A 20,397-nucleotide genomic window follows, 5' to 3' on the forward strand; every position below is an offset into this window, starting at 1 on the left:
ATCTCGGGGGGCAAGAGGAATGTTCATAGGGCACTGGGCACCGGCATTCGCCGCCGCAGCGGTGAGCAAGGATTCGCCCAAGCTGGCGACGCTGTTCATCGGCGCACAGCTGGTCGACTGGGTCTTCATGGTGCTGGGGCTGGTCGGGCTGGAGAAGGTGCGGATCGAACCCGGCTTCACCGTGATGAGCCCGCTCGATCTCTACCATATGCCCTTCACCCACAGTCTGGTGGGGTCGCTGATCTGGGCGCTGGTGTTCGCCTTCATCGTTATGGTTGGTCGGCGCAACGCGGGTGCGGCGATTATTGCCGGAATGGTGGTCCTCTCCCACTGGGTGCTCGATTGGCTGGTTCACGCGCCCGACCTGACGATTGCCGGGGGCGAAACGAAGCTGGGTCTCGGTCTGTGGAACTACCCCTATGTGGTCATCCCGCTCGAACTGGCGTTGGTGATCGGGTCGTTCATCTACTACGTGCGGCGCACAAGGGGCCCGATGGGCCCACCATTCGTGCTGCTGTTCGTGATGCTCTGCCTGCAGGCGTTCAACTGGTTCGGGCCGGCACCTTCACCGAACCCGACGGTGTTCTTCATCATGGGTCTGGTCGCGTTCGGGATCGTCACTCTGCTGGCAAAATGGGTCGGTGATACGCGGTGGCATAAGAGCAAGGTAGGGCTGGCGGTTCCGAGTACCTATCGCTAGACGCGCGCGCATGGCAGCAAGCGCAGAATCGATCACCCCTGATGTCGTCGAACAACACGGCCTCAGCCCCGAGGAGTACGAGCGGGTGCTCCACGCGCTCGGCCGCGAGCCGAACCTGGTCGAACTCGGCATTTTCTCGGTCATGTGGTCGGAACACTGCTCCTACAAGAGCTCGCGGCTGCACCTCAAGAAGCTTCCGACCGAGGCGCCGTGGGTGATCTGCGGCCCGGGCGAGAACGCCGGGGTGATCGACATCGGTGACGGGCAGGCGGCGATCTTCAAAATGGAGAGCCACAACCACCCAAGCTACATCGAACCCTATCAGGGCGCGGCTACCGGGGTGGGCGGAATCCTGCGCGATGTGTTCACCATGGGCGCGCGCCCGGTGGCGAATGCCAATGCGCTGCGGTTCGGGCGGCCCGAGCACCCGAAAATGCAGCATCTGGTCAAGGGCGTGGTCGCGGGCATCGGCGGCTACGGCAATTGCGTCGGCGTCCCGACGGTGGCGGGGGAAACCAATTTCCACCCGGCCTATAACGGCAATATTCTGGTAAACGCGATGACCGTAGGCGTCGCCGATGCCGACAAGATATTCTACTCTGCCGCCACCGGCGTGGGCAATCCGATCGTCTATGTCGGCAGCAAGACCGGTCGCGACGGCATCCATGGCGCGACCATGGCGAGCGCCGATTTCGGTGAGGATGCCGATGCCAAGCGCCCCACGGTGCAGGTGGGGGATCCCTTCACCGAAAAGCTCCTGATCGAGGCCTGCCTCGAACTGATGGCGACCGATGCCATCGTCGCGATCCAGGATATGGGCGCGGCGGGACTGACCAGTTCCAGCGTCGAGATGGCGACCAATGGCAAGGCGGGAATCAGGCTCGACATGAACATGGTCCCATGCCGCGAAGAGGGCATGACGCCATACGAAATGATGCTGAGCGAGAGTCAGGAGCGGATGCTCATGGTGCTCAAGCCCGGTAAGGAGCCGATGGCCGAAGCGATTTTCCGCAAGTGGGAACTCGACTTTGCGGTCATCGGCGAAGTGACCGACACCCGCCACATGGTCCTCGAATGGAACGGCGAGGTCGTGTGCGATATTCCGCTGGGGCCGCTGGCGGAAGACGCGCCGCTCTATGACCGGCCCTATCTCTCGAAAGAGGAATACAAGAGCTGGGCGCAGGTCAAACCGCTGGGCGAAGTGCCGGAAAGCTCCGATATCGGTGCAGATCTGCTCAGGCTGATGGCCAGTCCCAACCTCGCCAGCAAGCGCTGGATTACCGAGCAGTATGACAGCCAGGTCGGCGCGGATACGCTCCAGACCGGCGGCGATGCGGGTGTGGTGCGGGTGCATGGCACGCAAAAAGCGCTGGCGATCACCACCGACTGCACCCCGCGCTTTGTCTATGCCGATCCCTACGAAGGCGGCAAACAGGCCATCGCCGAGGCCTACCGCAATCTCTGTGCCGTGGGCGCACGGCCGCTCGCAGTGACCAACTGCCTCAACTTCGCCAATCCGCAGCGCCCCGAGATCATGGCGCAGCTGGTCCACGCGCTCGAGGGCATGGGCGATGCCTGCCGCGCGCTCGATTTCCCCATCGTGAGCGGCAACGTCAGCCTCTACAACGAGAGCAAGGCGACCGGAGGTGGCAGCGCGATCCTGCCGACACCTGCCATTGGCGGGGTCGGCATCATCGAGGACTATACCACGATGATGACGATGGGGTTCAAGGCTGCGGGCGAGCATATCGCGGTTATCGGGCCGAACTATCCCGAACTCGGACAGTCGCAGTGGCTGCGCACGATCCACGGACGCGAGGATGGCGACCCGCCACATGTCGACCTCGCCGACGAGAAGCTCAACGGCGAGATCGTCCGCCGCCTGATCGCCGAGGGCAAGGTCACCGCCGTGCACGATATATCGGATGGCGGCCTCGCCGTCGCGCTGGCGGAAATGGCGCTCGCCAGCGGCATCGGCGCGACCATCGATGCGATGACGACCGAATTCGCATTCAACGAAAGCCAGGCGCGCTACATTGTGACCTATCGCAATAAAGGCGACCTCGACCGGGCCGAGGTGCCGTTCGCGCGTATCGGCGTAACCGGCGGCGATGCGCTGACAATTGGCAGCAGCGCGGCAAGTATCGCCTCCCTGCGCGACGCCCACGCCAGTTTCTTCCGCGACTGGATGGAGGGGTAAGCCCACTCCGTCGGCCCGCCCCGTCCGTCACCCTGAACTTGTTTCAGGGTCCATCTGGCCACCCGCTCATACGCCGCGTTTGACTGAGCCCGTCGAGAAATAGACCCTGAAACAAGTTCAGGGTGACCTATGCTTTCAGCAGCGCCTTGTAGCAGGCGCTCGACTGTCATCCTCCCATGGTGCATGGGTACCGGCATGACTTCCGCCTATTCCGGCACCCCGCTGGCCAAGAAGCTCAGCCTGCGCGACGGGCTTAGAGTATGGTTCCACGCCATGCCCGACAGCGTGCAGGAAGAGATCGGCGACTACGCGCTCGACCTGCATTTCGTCGCCGATCCCGCCGAGGGGATCGACGCCGCGCATGTCTTCGTTACCCAGCGCGCCGAACTCGAAGCGCTGCTCGCTCAGCTGCGCCGCCAGATCGCCAAGGACGGGCAAATCTGGGTCAGCTGGCCCAAGAAGGCCTCGAAAGTGCCGACCGACATCACCGAAGACACAATTCGCGAGGTCTGCCTACCGATAGGGCTGGTCGATACCAAAGTCTGTGCGGTGGACGAGACGTGGTCCGGCCTCAAACTGGTGATCCGCAAGGAACTGCGCTGAGGATTACGCCGCCAGCGCGAGACGCTCTTCGAGCAAGCCGTACTGCGGATTGAGCTCGCGAAACAGTTCCACACAGCGCCGGTAGGCACGCGGCGTGCCGAGATCGAGCCGCGCGCGAACCTCATCGATGTCATCCGGCAGCATCGCCAGCAGATCCTGGTGCGCCAGCTTTTTCGCCTCGCGACCAAGCCTGCGCCCTTCGCGGATCGCGGCATCGACCGGCTCTCGCAGACCGCTTTCCTGCTTGGTCTTGCGCGCGCCGAGCAGCGCGATGAACAACACGCCCGGGTTGTGGTTCTGCTCGTAACTGAAACCGAGCAGGCACAGCTCGCCCAAGGGATCGCGGCCATAGCCGGTCAGGACATGGAACAGGTCGTGCGTATCGCGCAGCCGCTCGACATACCATTCGTAGAGATCGTCGAAGCGCTCTTCCCTGGGTTTGAACTTGTGGCTTTCCGCCACCAGCCCGGCAGCCGTCAGGCCTTCGCGTTCCATGAAATCCACGTAATGCCGCGCGAGCGAATTGGGCGCGCAATGGGCCCAGCGGGCATGATCGTCGAGCGAGGTGACGAGGTCCTCATCGCGCTGCATCAAGTGCCGCGCCTCGTCAGTCGCCACGAACGCTTTCATCTGGCGCAGGCTCTTGCGGCCCTTCAGCGCTTCGATGATGTGGAACACCTGCTCGGTGTCTTCCTTGTCCTTCACCAGTCTGCCGAAGTGGTGCAGCGCCTTGAGCGGCCGGAACCCGGTCACCTTGCGTTCCGGATGCACCACAGGCTTTCCTGCCATCGCCATTTGACAAAACTCCGCACACCAACCGATTGCAGGCTGCAACCTACTTACAGAGTTGTCAATAACCGGTAACCGAATCGGCTTTCCTCATCCCCGCGAAAGCGCGATAGCGTGACTCCATGAAAGACCACGAAACCCTATCCTACGCGCTTCCCCAGATGAGCGACGACGAGCGTATAGCGGGGGCGGAGGCCTTTCGCGACCGGATGGCGAGCCGCCGGACCTGTCGCTACTTCACCGACGAACCGGTGCCGCGCGAAGTGATCGAAGCGGCGATCGAGGCAGCGGGCGCCGCGCCCAACGGGGCCAACCACCAGCCGTGGCATTTCTCGGTGGTTTCATCGCCGGAGAAGAAGCGCGCGATCCGCCTCGCCGCCGAAGAGGAAGAGAAGCGCTTTTACGGCGAAGACGGCGGCGCGGCGAAAGCAAGCGCGGAATGGCTAGATGCGCTCGCCCCGATCGGGACCGACGCCGAAAAGCCGTTCCTCGAGACCGCGCCCTGGCTGATCGTGGTCTTCGCCCAGCGCAAGGGCGGGATCGAGGAAGACGGCAAGAGGCAGAACTACTACGTCAATGAAAGCGTCGGGATTGCATGCGGCATGCTACTTTCGGCATTGCATGAGGCCGGGGTGGCAACGTTGACCCACACCCCAAGCCCGATGGGCTTCCTGCGCGATCTGTGCGGCCGGCCCGAACACGAAAAGCCGCTGATGATCGTCGTCGCGGGCCTCCCGGCCGCAGATGCGCGGGTCCCGGTCTATGCGACACGCAAGAAGCCGCTTTCGATGATTTCCAGCTGGCTTTAGGCTCTGGCTCTTCCCCTGTCATTCCCGCGAACGGGGGAATCCATTGCGTAACGCGGGAAGGTAGTGAAACCTGGCCCTGGAGCCCCGCCTTCGCGGGGATGACTAGGCTTCGAGATCATTCGAGTGGCGATATTTCCATCAGCCTGAGGATGGCACTCAGGTCGCTGCACTCGATCACCCCGTTGGCGGCGGATCGTGCTTTCGGCTTGGCGTGATAGGCGAAGCCGTAATCGGCCGCTTCGAGCATCGGGATATCGTTCGCCCCGTCACCCGTGGCGAGCGATACCGCCCCCTCCCCCGCGGCACCCACTTCCTCAAGCAGCACTTGCTTCTTCACCGCGCTATCAACCATTGGGCCGATCAAGCCGCCGGTGAGCTTACCGCCATGGACCGCGAGCCGGTTGCCGACCACGCGCTCGAAGCCCAGCCATTCGGCCACCGGATCGGCGAAATGATGGAAGCCGCCGGTCACCAGCACGGTCTTGCATCCGGCGGCGTTCAGAGATCGGACCAGTTGCTCGGCACCCGCCATCGGCCTGATCCTTTCGGCGAGACAGGTGGCGATGGTGCTTTCGTCCAGCTCGGCAAGCAGGCCCACCCGTTCCCGCAGCGCGCTTTCGAAGTCCAGCTCGCCTTGCATCGCGCGCTCGGTGATCGCGGCAACATGGTCCTTCAATCCGGCGAAATCGGCCAGCTCGTCGATGCATTCCTGCCCGATCATGGTCGAATCCATGTCCGACACGAACACCTGCGGAATGACGATCTCGCGCGTGCTGACGAGCAGGTCGCACGGCGCGAAGACGTCGTCGATAATCGCGCGAAGCCGCGACGGATCGCCTTCGGGCAGCGCGAACTGCAAGACGTCGTCGCAAAAATCGAGCATCTGCACCTTGGCGAGCTTCATCCCCGCCGCCTCGATCGCCGCAACTGACCGGTCGACGCGCGTTTCAAGTCCCGCCGGGTCTGCTATCAGCCGCGCGATGAGCACTGCGGGATCTCCTGGAAAGCCATTCGGTCATGGCGGCAAGCCGCCGCTCGCGCTCATCGCAGGGCCGACCGCGAGCGGCAAGAGCGATCTGGCGGTGCGGCTGGCAAAGGCGCTGGTCGCGCGCGGGCAACCGGCGGAGATCGTCAACGCCGACAGCGCGCAGGTCTATGCCGACCTGCAGGTGCTGAGCGCGCGGCCAAGCGAAGAGGAGATGGCGGGTATCCCGCATCACCTGTTCGGCGCATGGGACGGCGCAATCTCGTGCTCCGCCGCTGACTGGGCGAACGCTGCAAGGGCGGCGATTGCGCAGCTGCACGAAGCGGGCACGGTCCCGGTGCTGGTCGGCGGAACCGGCCTCTACATGCGCACTTTGCTCAATGGTATCGCACCGATACCCGCCATCGATCCCCAGGTCCGCGAGCAGGTGCGCGCCCTGCCCCAGCCCGAGGCCCGCGCCGCGCTCGAGACGGAGGACCCCGAAGCGGCAACGAAGCTGGCTCCGGCGGACACCACTCGCACTGCACGCGCGCTCGAGGTGGTCCGCTCGACCGGATTGCCGATTGCGCATTGGCAAGCGCAGACCACGGGGGGGATCGGTGGCGGGATTGCGCTGCATCCGGTCGTCATGCTGCCGGATCGTGAATGGCTTTACGAACGGTGCGACCAGCGCTTCGCCATGATGCTCGAACAAGGCGCAGTGGAGGAAGTCGAAGCGCTGCTCGCCGGAAACCTCGACCCCGCCCTGCCCGTCATGCGTGCCATCGGCGTGCGCGAGATCGCGGCATGGCTGCAAGGCAAGCTTTCGCGCGATGAAATGATCGCTGCTGGACAGCTTGCCACACGGCAATATGCCAAGCGCCAATACACCTGGTTCCGCAACCAGTCGCCCGACGACTGGCAGCATGTGGAATCCAAAAATTGTGATATAGATATCTATTTTGAAAGTTTGTTACGTTTTTAGTCCTTGACGCATAATTTTAAGTTGGTATTGCGGGGGCGTACGAAGGCCCGGCGCATGTCCCCTGCGCCGGGCTATTGTTTTGGAGGATGACGTGTCAGAGCGCAGCGGCGCAGCAATCCTGGTTGAATGCCTGGTCGAACAAGGCGTGGAATTCGTTTTCGGCTACCCCGGCGGGGCGGTGCTGCCGATCTACGACGAGCTGTTCGGCGACGCGCAGGGCCCCGGGCGGATCCGGCATATCCTCGTCCGGCACGAGGCCGGCGCTGCGCATGCAGCGGAAGGCTATGCCCGCTCGACCGGAAAGCCCGGTGTGGTCCTCGTCACCAGCGGCCCGGGCGCGACCAACGCGGTCACTGGTATCGCCGACGCGTATATGGACTCGATCCCGATGGTGGTGATCACCGGACAGGTACCGACCGCGCTGATCGGTACCGACGCGTTCCAGGAAGCAGACACGGTCGGCATCACGCGCCACTGCACCAAGCACAACTACCTCGTGAAGGATCCGGACGATCTCGCCGCGACCATCTCCGAGGCGTTCCGTATCGCCACCAGTGGCCGCCCCGGCCCGGTGCTGGTCGACATACCCAAGGATGTGCAAATCGCGGTTGCCGACCCGGACAAGGCGGGCCGGCGCGAACTCGCCTCGCACCGCTATCAGCCGCGCACCGAAGGCCGGGAGGAGAAGATCGCCCAAGCCATCGAGATGATCGCGGCTGCCGAGCGCCCGGTGTTCTACACCGGCGGCGGGGTGATCAATGCCGGGCCGGAGGCGAGCCGCCTGCTGCGCGAATTACAGCGGCTGACCGGCGCCCCGCTCACCAGCACGCTGATGGGTCTGGGTGCATTTCCGTGCGATCATCCCGACTGGCTCGGCATGCTCGGCATGCACGGCACCTTCGAAGCCAATATGGCGATGAACAAGGCCGATCTGATCATTGCCGTCGGCGCGCGGTTCGACGACCGGGTGACCGGACGGCTCGACGCCTTCGCGCCGGGCGCAAAGAAGATCCACATCGATATCGACCGCGCAAGCATCAACAAGATCGTGCCGGTCGAACTCGGCATCGTCGGCGATTGCGGAACCGTGCTGCGCCAGCTGGTCGAGGCATGGGGCGACCGCAGCCCGCGCGATATCAGCGAATGGCAGGCGCGGATAATGGGCTGGCGCGCGCGCGAAAGCCTCGCTTATCCCGAGAAGGGCGACGCGCTGATGCCGCAGAAGGCGGTCGAGCGGCTGTTCGCGCTGACCCGCGACCGCAACCCGATCATCAGCACCGAAGTCGGCCAGCACCAGATGTGGGCGGCGCAGTATTTCGGCTTCCGCGATCCCAACAAGTGGCTGACCAGCGGCGGGCTCGGCACGATGGGCTACGGCCTGCCCGCCGCGATCGGCGCGCAGCTCGGCAATCCGGACGATCTGGTGATCGACATCGCGGGCGAAGCGAGCATCCAGATGAACATCCAGGAACTCGGCACCGCGAGCCAGTATCGCCTGCCGGTCAAGGTGTTCATCCTCAACAACGAGTACATGGGCATGGTCCGCCAGTGGCAGCAGCTGACCTATGAAAGCCGCTATTCGAACAGCTATTCCGACAGCTTGCCCGATTTCGTCAAGCTGGCGGAAGCTTACGGCTGGAAGGGAATCAGGATCGAGGACGAAAGCCAGCTCGATGCGGGGATCGAAGCGATGCTGGCGCATGATGGCCCGGTGATGGTCGACTGCCTCGTTTCGAAGGAGGCCAACTGCTACCCCATGATCCCGAGCGGCGCAGCGCATACCGACATGCTGCTCTACGGCGACGAGGTCGCCGGAACGATGGACGACGAAGCGAAGGCGCTGGTGTGATGGGCAAGTATTCGCGCGTGGCCTTCGACAGGCTCATGCTGAACGGTTCTTTTTGCTTTCGCCTACCCCCGTTCGCCCTGAGCCTGTCGAAGGGCATTCACGAGGTTGCAACATGAAAATCACCAAGGCCCATGCCGAGCGTCACGTGCTCGCAGTCACTGTCGACAACGAGCCCGGCATCCTCGCCAAGATCACCGGGCTGTTCACCGCGCGCGGCTACAACATCGACAGCCTGACCGTGGCCGACATCACCGAAGATCACGCGATCAGCCGGATCACCATCGTCACCAACGGCCCGCCCGAGGTGATCGACCAGATCCACGCCCAACTTGAGCGGCTGGTGCCGGTGCACAAGGTCACCGACCTCAGTGAAGCCGGCCCGCATGTCGAGCGCGAGTTGGCGCTGGTCAAGGTCGCCGGGACGGGCGAGAAGCGGGTCGAGGCGCTGCGCCTCGCCGATATCTTCCGCGCCCGCCCGGTCGACACGACGACGGAAAGTTTCATCTTCGAAATCACCGGCCCGCCCGACAAGGTCGACAGCTTCATCGCGCTGATGCGCGAGCTCGGGTTGGTCGAGGTCGGCCGCACCGGGATCGTCGGCATGATGCGCGGGCCGGAGGGGGTCTAGGGCTACCCATAGAAATTCCACGTCACCCTGAACTTGTTTCAGGGTCCATCCCTCGTCTAGCGCGGAGCATGCTGCGGGATGGATGCTGAAAAAGGGTTCGGCATGACGGTTTCAGCAACGAAGGACGGGAAATGAAAGTTTACTACGACGCCGATGCCGATCTGAACCTCATCACCGGCAAGAAGATCGCCGTGCTCGGCTACGGCTCGCAAGGCCATGCCCATGCGCAGAACCTTCGCGACAGCGGGGTTGCCGAAGTCGCGATCGCGCTGCGCGAAGGTTCGGCCACCGCGAAGAAGGCCGAAGCCGCAGGCTTCAAGGTGCTGGGCAACAAGGAAGCGGCTGCGTGGGCCGATATCGTGATGATCCTCGCCCCCGACGAGCATCAGGCCGCGATCTGGGAGAACGATCTCAAGGGCAATATGCGCCCCGGCAGCGCGCTGGCCTTCGCCCACGGGCTCAACATTCACTTCGGCCTGATCGAAGCGCCGGAAGACATCGACGTGATCATGATCGCGCCCAAGGGCCCGGGCCACACCGTCCGCAGCGAATACCAGCGCGGCGGCGGCGTGCCGTGCCTGATCGCGGTCCACCAGGACGCGAGCGGCAACGCGCACGATGTCGCCCTCGCCTATGCCAGCGGCGTCGGCGGCGGGCGTTCGGGCATCATCGAAACCAATTTCAAGGAAGAGTGCGAAACCGACCTGTTCGGCGAGCAGGCGGTGCTGTGCGGCGGCATTACCCACCTGATCCAGGCCGGCTTCGAGACTCTGGTCGAGGCCGGCTACGCGCCCGAAATGGCCTATTTCGAGTGCCTCCACGAAACCAAGCTGATCGTCGACCTGCTGTATGAAGGCGGCATCGCCAACATGCGCTATTCGATCAGCAACACCGCCGAGTATGGCGACATCAAGACCGGTCCCCGCATCATCACCGACGAGACCAAGGCCGAGATGAAGCGCGTCCTTGCCGACATCCAGTCGGGCCGCTTCGTCAAGGACTTCGTGCTCGACAACCGCGCCGGCCAGCCCGAACTCAAGGCCAGCCGCAAGGCCGCCGCCGCCCACCCGATCGAGAAGACCGGTGCCGAACTGCGCGCGATGATGCCATGGATCAGTGCCAACAAGCTGGTCGACAAGGACAAGAACTGACCTTCTTCGCCATACCGGAGCACCCACGATGATCAGGAAAGCCTTCGCCCTAGCCCTTGCCGGAAGCACCTTGGTGGCGGTCTCGTCGATTTCCGCGCAGGAGGCCGGGGTGCCGGGCGCGGCGGACATCTCCCGCGTCACCGCCGGGCGTTATGCGATCGACGCGAACCACACGCAGGTCGGTTGGCGGGTCAGCCATTTCGGCTTCAACGACTATCTCGGCCTGTTCGGCGAGGTCACCGGCACGATGGAACTCGACCCGGCAAATGTCGAGGCGGCGAAGTTCGACATCACGATCCCGATCACCTCGGTTGCTGTGTCGAGCGCAGGGTTGAAGGATCACCTGCTGCGCGCCGGGAAGGACGGTGCGGCTCCGGATTTCTTCGGGCCCGCCCCCGCTTCGGCCCGCTTCGTCTCGACCAATGTCCGCCGCACGGGAGACACCTCCGCGCTGGTGACCGGGCAGCTGACGATGAACGGCAAGACCGGCCCGGTCGCTATCCTCGTCGATTTCACCGGGGCGGGCCTGAACCCGATGAACAAGAAGGCGACGGTGGGTTTCGAGGGAACCACGGTGATCGACCGAACCCAGTGGGGAGTCGGTTACGGGGTTCCGGCCATCGGGCGTGACGTCGAGCTCAACACCAGCGTGGCGTTCGAAAAGCAATGAGCGAGCAGGGCTGGCGGTGCCGGTCCGTGCACTTCGGCACACAATGCGGCTGAGCGACTGCCACAATATCGAGGATTTCCGGCGGTTGGCGAAGGCGCGCCTGCCATGGCCGGTGTTCGACTATATCGACGGCGCAGCAGATGACGAGCGGACCAAGGCGCGCAACACTGCCGCCTTCGGCGATGCTGATCTGGTGCCCGACGTGCTCGCGGGCGTCGCGGAAATCGACACCGGTTGCACCATCATGGGCCGCAAGAGCGCGCTACCGCTGGTGCTCAGCCCGACAGCGGTGCAGAGGGCCTTCCACCATCAGGGCGAGACCGCCGTAGCGAAGGCGGCGGAAAAGTTCGGGCTGTGGTTCGGCATCTCCAGCCTCGCCACCCGCAGCATCGAGGAGATCGCCGCGCTGACCAGCGGGCCGAAGCTATTCCAGCTCTATGTCCACAAGGACAAGGGGCTCAACCGGTCTATGATTGAACGCTGCCAGGCGGCGAAGTTCGATGCGCTGGCGCTGACGGTGGACACGATCGTTTCGGGCAAGCGCGAGCGGTGCCTGCGATCCGGCTTCACCACCCCGCCCCGCTTCTCGCCCAGCGCGGTGTGGAGCTACGCCACCCGCCCGCGCTGGACGCTCGATTACCTGCTGCGGGAAAGATTCCGCCTGCCCAATCTCGACACCCATGTCAGCGAAGGCAGCGGCAAGGCCGTGAGCATTGCCGAGTATTTCAACACCATGCTCGACACCTCGATGGATTGGGACACAGCCGCGCGGATCCGGCAGGACTGGGGCGGCACCTTCTGCCTCAAGGGCGTGATGAGCGCCGCCGATGCGCGCCGCGCGGTCGCAATCGGGGCGGATGCGATCATGATCTCGAACCACGGCGGGCGGCAACTCGATGGCAGCCGCGCGCCGTTCGACCAGCTGCGCGAGATCGTCGACGCGGTCGGCGGCGAGATCGAGATCATCTGCGACGGCGGAGTCCGGCGCGGGACGCATGTGCTCAAGAGCCTGTGCGCAGGCGCAACGGCGGCGAGCGGGGGCAGGCTGTATCTTTATGCGCTGGCCGCAGCGGGGCAGGAAGGCGTGGAACGCGCGATCGGCATCTTGAAGGACGAAATCGAGCGCGGAATGCGGCTGATGGGGGTGACAAGGGTCGACCAGCTCACCTCCAACCGTCTGCGCTGGCGCTAGCTCTCTCTATCTACAGACCCCGTCATGCTGAACTCGTTTCAGCATCCATCTCGCCAACCACTCTGCGCTGAGCAATTGGAGAAATGGACCCTGAAACAAGTTCAGGGTGACGAATGAGGTGAGGTCTGGAGAACCTTTCCAAAACACGCCCGCAGCTCGCCTGCAAACAGCTCCGGCTGCTCCCACGCGGCGAAGTGGCCGCCTTTGGGCATGTCGTTCCAGTAGACGAGGTTGGTGTAGCGCCGCTCGGCCCATTTGCGCGGGGCGGGGATGATTTCCTTGGGGAAGGCGCTGGCCCCCGCCGGGATGGACACCTCGCCCTCGCCGAATTTGGCGAGACTTTCCCAATAGAGCCGCGCCGCCGAGGCACCCGTCGCAGGCAGCCAGTAGAGCATGACGTTGTCAAGGATCGCGTCCTTGCTCAGCGCATCAAATGGTGATCCGGCATTGTCGGTCCAGGCATGCATCTTCTCGAAGATCCAGCCCGCGAGGCCGACCGGGGAATCGACCAGCCCGTAGCCTACCGTCTGCGGGCGGGTGCTCTGCTGCTTCGAATAGCCCGAGTCCCACTCCTGATAATACTGCAGCGCCTGTAGCGCTTTGACCTCCTCCGGCGACGGATTGGCGAGATCATCCGGCCCCGGCCGCCCGATCGGCATGTTGACGTGGATGCCCAGACAACCTTCAGGGGCCTGTGCGCCGATGACGGTCGTGACGGCCGAGCCCCAGTCGCCGCCCTGCGCGACCCAGCGCGTGTAACTGAGGCGGCGCATCAGTTCGGCCCAGGCGGTCGCGATCTTTTCAACGCCCCATCCGGTCTGCGCAGGTTTGCCCGAAAAGCCGAAGCCGGGCAGCGAAGGGATGACGAGGTGGAACGCCTGCTCACCATCTCCCGGTTCGGTCAGAAGCGGGATAACCTCGAAGAACTCGCGCACCGATCCCGGCCAGCCATGGGTGAGGACCAGCGGCAAGGCGTCATCCCGCGACGAGCGGACATGGAGGAAGTGGATGTCCAGCCCGTCGATCTCGGTCTCGAACTGGCCGAAGGCGTTGAGCCGCGCCTCGCAGGCGCGCCAGTCGTAGCCATTGCGCCAATAGGCAACCAGGTCCTGCAGCGCGGCCAGCGGCGTGCCCTGCGACCAGTCGCCGACCGGCTCGGCCTCGGGCCAGCGGGCGTCGTCGATCTTGCGATGAAGGCGCTCGATTTCCGCCTGCGGGATGTCGAGCACGAAGGGCCGGATCGCGCTCATCCGCGTGCGTCCTTGGAGGCCTGCTCTACCCTGTTCCGGTCCATCAGCATGATCGTGCTCGTCCCCTTCGCCAACACGTTGCCCTGCGCATCCATCAGATGCCCCTCGTAGAAGCCGGTCCGCCGCCCGTTGCGTTCCGCCCAGCCCTCAGCGATCACCAGGCCGGGCCGGACGGGCGCGAAAAAGCTGACCTTGAGTTCCAATGACATCGGCACCACCTGCGGCCCGTTGAGCGCGATCGAGGCATGCGCCATCGCGGCGTCGATCCAGCCGGTGACGAAGCCGCCCTGCACCACCCCGCCCGAATGGCACTGCTCGGGCTTCGCCTCATATTCGAGCGTCGCCCTGCCCTGCGGGTCCATCGTGACGACGCGGACCAGACCCATGGTGCGGTAGAGTGCGTCGAAGGCATCGTTCGGTTCGGACATCGGGCCTCGCTTCGATTGGAAGTCGGACCCAGCGATGCCCCGCCCGGAAGCACAAGGCAAGCACCCGCGCATCGGGCCCTGCCCCGGTGCGTCACGCTTGTGTCATGAAGTTGAAACGCTGGTCGCGTTGGAGCGCGCCAGCTTCAACTGTCACGATGGTCCGCCCCATGCGCAAACTCCTCGCCCTCACCGCTCCCGCGCTCCTGCTCGCCGCCTGCGGCCAGACCGCCGAAGAGGCCGACACGGCGGAGGATTTTGCCGCACGCGTCAATGGCACCGCTCCGCAGGGTGCGGTTCCGGAGGGGAACCTGCCCGGCAAGCCCAAGCCGCCCAAGCCAAGCCCGACATGGGCCGATGCCGCGCTGACGCCCGACATGGCCAATTGCGGTGCGGACAAGGTCGCGCCCTTCCTCGGTCAGCCGGACAATGCGCAGACCCGCAAGGCAATCGTCGAGGCACTCGGCGGCGCGGCGAACCTCCGTTTCGTCACACCGGGCAACGAGGTCGAGCCCGATGCCCGGTCGAAACGGCTCAATGTGATGATCGATATCACCGGAACCATCCGCACCGCGCGCTGCGGCTAGCGACATTCCGGGCAATTGCGCCTTGCGTTCGGCGCAAGAATCGGCAATGCCACCGGCCATGTCACGTAACGAACTGCTTGTTCTACGACTTACACGCCCCTGGGCGTGACATGACGCGTGCCCCCTCGGCGCGCGATGCGCACAGGGGATAACCGCCGTACCAGCAGCTTCCTTCGTTTCGAGACCCATCCCATGACCATGCTCCGCGATCCTTCGATCAAGTATCGCCCCTTCCCCCAAGTGCCGTTGCCGGATCGCCAATGGCCCAGCCGCACGATTACCGCCCCGCCACGCTGGCTCAGCACCGATCTGCGCGACGGCAACCAGTCGATCATCGACCCGATGGATGCGGTGAAGAAGAACCGCTTCTTCGACCTTCTGGTCGAGATCGGCGTGAAGGAGATCGAAGTCGGCTTCCCCAGCGCGGGCGCGACCGAATTCGACTTCATCGCCGGGCTCGTGCGCTCGGGCCGCGTTCCCGACGATGTGACGGTGCAAGTGCTGACCCAGAGCCGCGAGGACCTGATCCGCACCAGCTTCGAAAGTCTCGAAGGCGCGAAGCGGGCGATCGTCCATCTCTACAACGCGGTCAGCCCGGCGTGGCGCGACATCGTGTTCCGCATGAGCAAGGACGAGGTGCGCGCCATCGCGGTCGCCGGCGCGAAACTGATGCGCGACGAAGCGGCAAAGCGCCCCGAGACGGAGTGGCAATTTCAGTATTCGCCCGAAACCTTCTCGACCGCCGAGCTCGATTTCAGCGTTTCGGTGTGCGAGGCGGTGATGGAGGTGCTCCAGCCGACGCCAGAACACCCCATCATCCTCAACCTGCCCGCCACGGTCGAGGCGGCAACGCCCAATATCTACGCCGACCAGATCGAGTATTTCTGCCGCAACCTGCCGGGCCGCGAGAGCGCAGTGATCAGCTTGCACACCCATAACGATCGCGGGACCGGCGTGGCGGCAGCGGAACTCGGGCTGATGGCGGGGGCCGACCGGGTCGAAGGCTGCCTGTTCGGCAATGGCGAGCGGACCGGCAATTGCTGCCTCGTGACGATGGCGCTCAACCTCTACACGCAAGGGGTCGATCCCGGCCTCGATTTCTCCGATCTCGACCGGGTGATCGAGACGGTCGAATTCTGCAACCAGATCCCGGTCCACCAGCGCCATCCCTATGGCGGCGAACTGGTCTACACCGCCTTTTCCGGCAGCCACCAGGACGCGATCAAGAAGGGCTTCGAAGCCCACGCGCGGCAGAACGACGATCTCTGGCGCGTTCCCTACCTGCCGATCGACCCGGCGGACCTCGGTCGCAGCTACGAGGCGGTGATCCGGGTCAATTCGCAGAGCGGCAAAGGCGGTTTCGCCTGGGTGCTGGAGCAGGATCAGGGGCTCAAGCTGCCGAAAAAGATGCAGGCCGACTTCAGCCCGCATGTCCAGCGTGTGGCCGACGAACTGGGTCGCGAACTCAATGCGGCGGACATCTGGGAGACGTTCAGACAAGCCTATCACGTCCAGACGCACCCCAAGCATTTGCAGCTGGTCGATTACGAGGAAAGCCGCGCAGCCGACGGCACCCGCATCTTCACCGGCAAGATCGCGGTCGACGGGGTCGAGCAGAGCGTCAGCGGGCGCGGCAACGGGCTGATCTCCTCGGTGATCGGCACCTTGCGGGAGGCCTTCGGGGTCGAGATCGAAGTCGCCGACTACACCGAACACGCACTCGGCACCGGCACCGACGCCCGCGCCGCCGCCTATCTCGAATGCCGCGACGCGAACGGGCGGACGATCTGGGGCTGCGGCATCGACGAAGACGTCGCGACTGCGAGTGTCAGGGCAGTGCTGAGCGCGGCGAATTCGGCGGTTGCGCGATAGAGCAACTTATCCGTTTCCTACAGCCGTCGCCTTGGGCATGATGCGGCGTTGCGGAGAGACGATGCAGGTGCGCGGCGCAGCGCAGGCTTGGAAGGTGACACATATGCGCGGCCCGGATCGATTATCCGCTTGATACAATAACGCAAATTTACCCATCTGCGCATGAACGAACATTGGCTTCGGTGCAACTTTGAGGCCGGAAAGCGGGAGAGAAAAAGCATGACCACAACGCCTGAACCGATTCTCGAACCCGATCTGCCGATCATCGACCCGCACCATCATTTGTGGGACCTGCGGGCGATGCTGCCGATGCTGCAGGAACCGCATCATGACTTCATCGCGGCGCTGGTCGATGCGGCATATTACACCTTCGATGCGCTGCACGCCGATACCCAGTCGGGCCACAATGTCATCGGCACCTGCTTCATGGAGTGCGGCGCGTTCTACAACCCGGCCTATGGCGAGGCGAAGAAGGTGGTCGGCGAGGTCGAATTCGTCGACGGGGTCGCGGCGCAGGGGGCGAGCGGGCTCTATGGCAACTACCGGCCGTGTCATGCGATCATCGGCCATGCCGACCTGACCCTGGGCGGCGGCGCGCGGCCGGTGCTCGAAGCGCTGATGGCGGCGAGCGGGCGGTTCAGGGGGATCCGGCACCAGGGTGCGTGGGACGCCGACCCGGCGGTGCTCGGCGCGCCGTTCCATGCCCCTGCGGAGCTTTATCGCGATGCGACCTTCCGCGAAGGCTTCCGGCATGTCGGAGAGCTGGGGCTGACTTTCGACGCGTGGATTCTCGAACCGCAGATCGGCGATGTGACCGATCTCGCCCGTGCCTTCCCCGACCAGCCCATCGTGCTCGACCATTGCGGCACCCCGCTCAACATCGCGAGCTATCGCGGGACGCTCCATGCGAACTTCGATCGCTGGCGGCGCAGCATTCACGACCTCGCGGAATGCGAAAACGTCTCGGTCAAGCTCGGCGGGCTGGCGATGGCGTTCTGTGGCCTGCCCGAGGACGGACCTGCCAAGGGCCATGGATCGGAGCATCTCGCCGCGCTGTGGCGGCCCTATATCGAGACCTGCATCGAGGCCTTCGGGCCAAGCCGTGCGATGTTCGAAAGCAACTATCCGGTCGACCGCTGGGGTGCGAGCTATCCGGTGCTGTGGAACGCTTTCAAGCGGATCACGCAGCATCACTCGGCAGACGAAAAGGCGGCGCTCTATTCCGGAAATGCCGCACGGTTCTACGGTATCGAGGATCTCCTTCCGTAACGTCAGTCTCGACAGCGCCCGCAACGCTGCATAGGCACTGATCGAGTTTCGGATTGCCACGGAGTTTGCCCGCCTTATGCCGACCACCCTGCCCGCTCCGTTCGACCGCCTGCGCCTGCCGATCATCGGCTCGCCGCTGTTCATCATCTCGGGGCCGGACCTCGTCATCGCGCAGTGCAAGGCAGGGATCATCGGATCGTTTCCGGCATTGAACGCGCGGCCCTCGGGCGTCCTCGACGAATGGCTCCACCGGATCACCGAGGAACTGGCGGCGCACAACCGCGACAATCCCGACCGCCCTGCGGCACCCTATGCGGTCAACCAGATCGTCCACAAGTCGAACGACCGGCTGGAGGAAGACATGGAGGTCTGCGCCAAGTGGCAGGTGCCAATGGTCATCACCTCGCTCGGCGCGCGCGAGGACATTTTCAGCGCCGTCAGCGGATGGGGCGGGATCACGCTGCACGATGTGATCAACGACCGGTTTGCGCGCAAGGCGATCGAAAAGGGCGCGACCGGGCTAATCCCCGTGGCCGCCGGCGCCGGCGGCCATGCCGGCGTGCAGTCACCCTTCGCGCTGATGCAGGAAATCCGCAGCTGGTTCGACGGGCTGGTCGCGCTGTCAGGTTCGATCGCGCATGGCCGATCGGTACTGGCAGCGCAGGCAATGGGAGCGGACTTCGCCTATATCGGATCGCCCTGGATCGCGACGGTCGAGGCCAATGCCGACCAGGCCTACAAGGACGAGATCGTCGCCAGCAACGCGGCGGATATCGTCTATTCCAACCTCTTCACCGGGGTGCACGGGAACTACCTGCGCGGATCGATCGTCAAGGCCGGGCTTGACCCCGAGAACCTGCCGGTGAGCGACCCGAGCAAGATGAACTTCGGCAGCGGCGGCAACACCAAGGCCAAAGCGTGGAAGGATATCTGGGGCTCTGGCCAGGGCGTGGGCATGGTCAAGGCGGTAGATACCGTGGCCGACCGGGTCGCGCGGCTGGAGGAGGAATACCGCGCTGCAAAGGAGGAGCTTGCCGCCAAGTCGTAGCAGGTCACCCTCGCCGGGCGCGGACGAAGCGGCCATTCGCGGACGGCTCGAGCCGGATCTGGCCGCCATCGGGCGCGGTCACGGCCTCGACTTTCTCCAGCCGCCCTGCAAGTGCGAGGTGGCCGGCAAGGATCGCTGCGACCGGTACCGCCTCCTCGGCATTCCACGGCAGCGGCGGTTCGAGACGCAACTCCTGACCGGTAAAATGCGCGAGGCCGGTGCTCTGGATCGCGCCGTCGAGCGATCGGTTGAATGCAATCAGGCTCAGCGTCGGAAAGGCGCTGCGGTCGACCCATTGGCGAATGCTTGCGCGAAAGACTTCGGCCCCGACGGCCAGCATCGCCGGGGGCCAGACGAAGGCGCGGCACTGAGGCAGCGCCGCCCCAAGAATCTGCCCGCATTCCATCCAGCCGCGCACGATCGGCAGCACCGAGTGCCCCGCCGCGACATGCGGCCCGAGCCTGAGCACGACCGATTCGTGATCCGCCAGCCCATCCTCATGACCGCAACCGAGCATGGATCGCCAGATCGGCGGCTTCGCCGCTGGCCCGTCCGCCAACCCCATCAGGTCAAAGGTCAAAGAACCCGACTGCAATTCGACACCGGCCATCCCGCTCGCATCCAGAGCCGGAAGCGGAAAGCAGACCCGGGGCGTGGCATGCTCGCACAAGGCTGCCTCCAACGCCGCATGCGTCGGCCTTTCCCCGGGCGCGTACAGCAGATGGAGGCCGACCGGCTCCTGCGATGTCAGATCATCTGCACGGTTGGCGATGGCCGCGCACTCCTTCCCTCGTCCTCGTGGTACACTTGGCGCGAATCGCTGCGCAGGTCGAGTCCCGGAAAAAGCAATGATCCGAACCGGATGCACTTGCCCTAAAAGATACCCATCCGGATGCCTTCAGCAAGGCCGGCACCGAGTTCCCGTGCAGCGTGCAGCTGCTCGCGGTTCAAGATCTTGGGCGCGAGGATGGCCTCCGGTGTCTGCGCCTCGGTATTGACGATCAGCGGGTCGGCCACCCGCCGCAATCGCCAGCCTTTCGCGATCCGATCGATCTGCCTCTGCGCACCCTCACCGTCCGAACCGGCCGCGATCGCGGTGGCATAGGGCCGTCCTACGATCCGGCCCAGCACCGGATAGTAGCAGCGGTCGAACATCTCCTTCATCTCGCCGGAGATGCTGGCGAGGTTTTCGGGGCAGACGAACAGATAGCCTGGCGCGCTTAGCATGTCGCCGGGCTCGACATCGGCCGCACGTGCGAGGCGGGCCGTCTCCCCTGCCCCTTCAACCGCTGCGGTAGCAAGCGCTTCACTGGCCCCTGTCCGGCTATGCCAAACGATCAAAAGTCTGCCTTGTGCAGTGCTCATAGCTCACAGGTCCGCTGCCAGATGTCGATTGTCAATCGCTG

The 20,397-nt window shown here is 64.4% G+C and carries 20 protein-coding genes; 14 read left to right on the forward strand and 6 right to left on the reverse strand.

The genetic code is table 11. The features are described from left to right. Positions 1 to 19: 19 nt before the first annotated feature. The 3 genes from NSO95_RS08410 (at position 20) to NSO95_RS08420 (ending at position 3,503) form a co-directional block, all read left to right on the forward strand. Positions 20 to 700 (forward strand): metal-dependent hydrolase, encoded by a 681-nt coding sequence (locus NSO95_RS08410; RefSeq protein WP_257595747.1) that lies wholly within the window; start codon positions 20 to 22, stop codon positions 698 to 700. A gap of 10 nt (positions 701 to 710) precedes the next feature. Beyond that, positions 711 to 2,900 carry a phosphoribosylformylglycinamidine synthase subunit PurL gene (purL, locus tag NSO95_RS08415; RefSeq protein WP_257595748.1) on the forward strand — a complete coding sequence of 730 codons (2,190 nt, stop codon included), beginning with the start codon at positions 711 to 713 and terminating at the stop codon, positions 2,898 to 2,900. A 195-nt stretch (positions 2,901 to 3,095) separates the two neighbouring features. Further along, a complete protein-coding gene (locus NSO95_RS08420) occupies positions 3,096 to 3,503 on the forward strand; it encodes a DUF3052 domain-containing protein (RefSeq protein WP_257595912.1) in 408 nt (135 codons plus the stop codon). A gap of 3 nt (positions 3,504 to 3,506) precedes the next feature. Here the strand turns inward: NSO95_RS08420 and NSO95_RS08425 are convergent, their stop codons facing one another. Beyond that, entirely contained in the window at positions 3,507 to 4,298 is a 792-nt protein-coding gene (locus tag NSO95_RS08425; RefSeq protein ID WP_257595749.1) for a Coq4 family protein, read from the reverse strand. 116 nt (positions 4,299 to 4,414) lie between these two features. Here NSO95_RS08425 and NSO95_RS08430 point away from each other — a divergent pair, with 116 nt between their 5' ends. Continuing rightward, a complete protein-coding gene (locus tag NSO95_RS08430) occupies positions 4,415 to 5,101 on the forward strand; it encodes a nitroreductase family protein (RefSeq protein ID WP_257595750.1) in 687 nt (228 codons plus the stop codon). A gap of 115 nt (positions 5,102 to 5,216) precedes the next feature. On the opposite strand, the gene serB is transcribed toward NSO95_RS08430, so the two are convergent. Next, positions 5,217 to 6,089, reverse strand: a complete 873-nt coding sequence (gene serB / locus NSO95_RS08435) for a phosphoserine phosphatase SerB (protein WP_257595751.1) — start codon at positions 6,087 to 6,089, stop codon at positions 5,217 to 5,219. On the opposite strand from serB, the gene miaA reads away from it, so the two are divergent. From miaA to NSO95_RS08465, 6 genes are all read left to right on the forward strand, one after another. Next, complete coding sequence (gene miaA / locus NSO95_RS08440; RefSeq protein WP_257595752.1) at positions 6,082 to 7,050, forward strand: tRNA (adenosine(37)-N6)-dimethylallyltransferase MiaA; 969 nt, start codon at positions 6,082 to 6,084, stop codon at positions 7,048 to 7,050. The two genes, serB and miaA, sit on opposite strands and share 8 nt — an antisense overlap. A gap of 91 nt (positions 7,051 to 7,141) precedes the next feature. Next, positions 7,142 to 8,899: a biosynthetic-type acetolactate synthase large subunit gene (gene ilvB / locus NSO95_RS08445; RefSeq protein ID WP_257595753.1), complete on the forward strand. Its 1,758-nt coding sequence runs from the start codon at positions 7,142 to 7,144 to the stop codon at positions 8,897 to 8,899. Between the two features lie 112 nt (positions 8,900 to 9,011). Beyond that, a complete protein-coding gene (gene ilvN, locus NSO95_RS08450; protein WP_257595754.1) occupies positions 9,012 to 9,527 on the forward strand; it encodes an acetolactate synthase small subunit in 516 nt (171 codons plus the stop codon). Between the two features lie 131 nt (positions 9,528 to 9,658). Beyond that, positions 9,659 to 10,678, forward strand: a complete 1,020-nt coding sequence (gene ilvC / locus NSO95_RS08455; protein ID WP_257595755.1) for a ketol-acid reductoisomerase — start codon at positions 9,659 to 9,661, stop codon at positions 10,676 to 10,678. A gap of 28 nt (positions 10,679 to 10,706) precedes the next feature. After that, the gene (locus tag NSO95_RS08460) at positions 10,707 to 11,348 is read left to right on the forward strand and encodes a YceI family protein (RefSeq protein WP_257595756.1); all 642 of its coding nucleotides are present in this window, start codon (positions 10,707 to 10,709) and stop codon (positions 11,346 to 11,348) included. Between the two features lie 43 nt (positions 11,349 to 11,391). Then, positions 11,392 to 12,540: an alpha-hydroxy acid oxidase gene (locus NSO95_RS08465; protein ID WP_257595757.1), complete on the forward strand. Its 1,149-nt coding sequence runs from the start codon at positions 11,392 to 11,394 to the stop codon at positions 12,538 to 12,540. Positions 12,541 to 12,641: 101 nt separating this feature from the next. On the opposite strand, the gene NSO95_RS08470 is transcribed toward NSO95_RS08465, so the two are convergent. Together NSO95_RS08470 and NSO95_RS08475 are read right to left on the reverse strand one after the other, a co-directional pair. Continuing rightward, a complete protein-coding gene (locus NSO95_RS08470) occupies positions 12,642 to 13,790 on the reverse strand; it encodes an epoxide hydrolase family protein (protein WP_257595758.1) in 1,149 nt (382 codons plus the stop codon). Continuing rightward, positions 13,787 to 14,218, reverse strand: coding sequence for a PaaI family thioesterase (locus tag NSO95_RS08475; RefSeq protein ID WP_257595759.1), 432 nt, complete (start codon positions 14,216 to 14,218; stop codon positions 13,787 to 13,789). The genes NSO95_RS08470 and NSO95_RS08475 overlap by 4 nt, the downstream gene beginning before the upstream one ends. A 167-nt stretch (positions 14,219 to 14,385) precedes the next feature. Between NSO95_RS08475 and NSO95_RS08480 the strand changes: the two genes are divergently transcribed. The 4 genes from NSO95_RS08480 (at position 14,386) to NSO95_RS08495 (ending at position 18,991) form a co-directional block, all read left to right on the forward strand. Further along, positions 14,386 to 14,802 (forward strand): I78 family peptidase inhibitor, encoded by a 417-nt coding sequence (locus NSO95_RS08480; RefSeq protein WP_257595760.1) that lies wholly within the window; start codon positions 14,386 to 14,388, stop codon positions 14,800 to 14,802. A gap of 192 nt (positions 14,803 to 14,994) precedes the next feature. Beyond that, a complete protein-coding gene (gene leuA, locus NSO95_RS08485) occupies positions 14,995 to 16,674 on the forward strand; it encodes a 2-isopropylmalate synthase (RefSeq protein WP_257595761.1) in 1,680 nt (559 codons plus the stop codon). Between the two features lie 219 nt (positions 16,675 to 16,893). Beyond that, positions 16,894 to 17,943 (forward strand): amidohydrolase family protein, encoded by a 1,050-nt coding sequence (locus NSO95_RS08490; RefSeq protein WP_257595762.1) that lies wholly within the window; start codon positions 16,894 to 16,896, stop codon positions 17,941 to 17,943. A gap of 76 nt (positions 17,944 to 18,019) precedes the next feature. Further along, positions 18,020 to 18,991, forward strand: coding sequence for an NAD(P)H-dependent flavin oxidoreductase (locus NSO95_RS08495; protein WP_257595763.1), 972 nt, complete (start codon positions 18,020 to 18,022; stop codon positions 18,989 to 18,991). A gap of 4 nt (positions 18,992 to 18,995) precedes the next feature. Here the strand turns inward: NSO95_RS08495 and NSO95_RS08500 are convergent, their stop codons facing one another. Beyond that, complete coding sequence (locus tag NSO95_RS08500; RefSeq protein ID WP_257595764.1) at positions 18,996 to 19,601, reverse strand: hypothetical protein; 606 nt, start codon at positions 19,599 to 19,601, stop codon at positions 18,996 to 18,998. Between the two features lie 263 nt (positions 19,602 to 19,864). Continuing rightward, positions 19,865 to 20,356 (reverse strand): flavodoxin family protein, encoded by a 492-nt coding sequence (locus tag NSO95_RS08505; RefSeq protein WP_257595765.1) that lies wholly within the window; start codon positions 20,354 to 20,356, stop codon positions 19,865 to 19,867. Between the last annotated feature and the right edge of the window lie 41 nt (positions 20,357 to 20,397).

The sequence above is a fragment of the Parerythrobacter lacustris genome (assembly GCF_024626475.1).
In the GTDB taxonomy this organism is placed as follows: Bacteria; Pseudomonadota; Alphaproteobacteria; order Sphingomonadales; family Sphingomonadaceae; genus Parerythrobacter_A; species Parerythrobacter_A lacustris.